2 protein-coding genes are annotated in these 1,976 nt (G+C 67.9%); both read right to left on the bottom strand.

Annotation, left to right across the window (positions count from 1 at the left end):
• Positions 1–87: 87 nt before the first annotated feature.
• Positions 88–987: a carbohydrate ABC transporter permease gene (locus ABZU46_RS31700; RefSeq protein WP_354863368.1), complete on the bottom strand. Its 900-nt coding sequence runs from the start codon at positions 985–987 to the stop codon at positions 88–90.
• The gene (locus tag ABZU46_RS31695; protein WP_354863367.1) at positions 987–1,970 is read right to left on the bottom strand and encodes a sugar ABC transporter permease; all 984 of its coding nucleotides are present in this window, start codon (positions 1,968–1,970) and stop codon (positions 987–989) included. Before ABZU46_RS31695 ends, ABZU46_RS31700 begins: the two co-directional genes overlap by 1 nt.
• Between the last annotated feature and the right edge of the window lie 6 nt (positions 1,971–1,976).

Below are 1,976 nucleotides of genomic sequence, written 5' to 3'. Positions count from 1 at the left end.
AGGGTCAGCAGGATGCCGAGCAGCGCGAGGTCGGCGGCGTCACGAGCGACGTCCCGCCAGTCCCGCCGCCCGCCGGTGTCGACCGGTTCAGCCCTTGATGCCACTGGTGTTGATCCCCTCGACGAGCATCCGCTGGAAGGCGACGAAGAACAGGAAGACCGGCAGCAGCGACAGCACCGACATGGCGAACATCGGCCCGACCGCGCTCTGGCTGGTCGAGTCGATGAACAGGGTCAGCGCGACCGGCACGGTGTAGTCCTCCAGTTGGGACAGGAAGACCAACTGGCGGAAGAAGTCGTTCCAGGTCCAGATGAACGAGAAGATCGCCGTGGTGACCAGCGCGGGACGGCTCAGCGGCAGGATGATGTGCCGGAAGATGCCGTACGGGCCGGCGCCGTCGATCCGGGCCGCCTCGTCCAACTCGCGCGGGACGCCGCGCATGAACTGCACCATGAGGAAGACGAAGAACGCCTCGGTGGCCAGGAACTGCGGGATGAGCAGTGGCAGGTACGGCCAGTCGCCGCCCACCAGCCCGAGCGTCCGGAACAGGATGTACTGCGGCACGATCAGCACGTGCTGGGGCAGCAGCAGCGTGCCGATCATGACGGCGAACCACATGCCGCGCAGCCGGAACCGCAGCCGGGCGAAGGCGTACGCGGCCAGCAGGCAGGAGAGCCCGTTGCCGACGACGGTGAGCAGGCTGACCATCGCGCTGTTGAGGAAGAACCGGCCGAAGCTGACGTCGAAGTTGGACCATCCGGCGGTGTAGTTGCCCGGGGTGAAGCGCTCGGGCAGCAGCCCGACGTTGTTGACGATCTCCTCCTGGGACTTCACCGACGTGCCCACCATCCAGATCAGCGGGTAGAGCACCACGACGACGATGATCACCAGGATCAGCAGCCGCAGCAGGGACCGGCCGCCGGGCCGACGACGCGCGTTAGGCGGCGCTGTGGTCGACGCCGCGGCCGCCGGGTTCACCGCCACCATCACCGGTCCTCCCCGTCGGAGTAGTGCACCCAGAACCGTCCGGTGCTGAAGAAGATCGCGGTGATGACCGCGATGGCGAGCAGGAACACCCAGGCCATCGCCGAGGCGTAGCCCATGTTGAGGTCGGTGAAGCCGGTGATGTAGAGGTTCAGCGTGTACATGAGGGTGGAGTCGACCGGGCCGCCGGTGCCGTTGCTGAGCACGAACGCGGCGGTGAAGCCCTGGAAGCCGTTGATCGTCTCCAGCACCAGGTTGAAGAAGATGACCGGGGAGAGCATCGGCAGCGTGACGTTGCGGAACTGGCGGAACCTGCCGGCCCCGTCGACCGACGCGGCCTCGTACAGCTCGGTCGGCACCTGCTTGAGCCCGGCCAGGAAGATCACCATCGGCGCCCCGAACTGCCAGATGGCGAGCACCATCAGCGTCTCCAGCGCCCAGTCGGGGTCGTTGACCCACGGTCTGCCGGTGACGCCGACGAGGCTCAGCAGCGAGTTGAACGCCCCGTCGCGGTTGAACATGTTGACCCAGACGATGGCCAGCGCGACGCTGCCGCCGAGCAGCGACGGCAGGTAGAACAGCCCGCGGAACAGCCCGACGCCGCGCCAGGCACGGTTGAGCAGCAACGCCACGCCGAGCGCGGCGGCCAGCTTCAGCGGCACCGCGACCAGCGCGAACGTCAGGGTGACCCGCACCGCGTGCCAGTACGACGGGTCGGCGGTGAACATCCGCTCGTAGTTGGCCAACCCCACCCACCGCACCTCGGAGAAGGGGGTGAGGATGTCGTAGTTGGTGAAGCTCAGGTAGAGCGACAGCAGCATGGGGACCGCCGTGACACCCATCAGGCCGATGAGCCACGGCGACAGGAAGACGTACCCCGCCAGACCTTCGCTGTGCCGGATGCTGCCGGGCCCACGCCTCTCGGCGTGGGGCCCGCCGGATACGGGGCCGCGGCGGGGCGGGTCGGGCGCCGGGGGCAATGCCACCAACCA

It is taken from the genome of Micromonospora sp. NPDC005197 (genome assembly GCF_040608295.1).
In the GTDB taxonomy this organism is placed as follows: Bacteria; Actinomycetota; Actinomycetes; order Mycobacteriales; family Micromonosporaceae; genus Micromonospora.
Note: the sequence above shows the minus strand (reverse complement) of the source record. Positions and strands in the feature narration are given on the sequence as shown.

What these genes read in the sequence shown, in the direction of transcription:
- ABZU46_RS31700 (WP_354863368.1), bottom strand. Translation starts at nt 987, where the DNA reads ATGGTGGCGGTGAACCCGGCGGCCGCGGCGTCGACCACAGCGCCGCCT.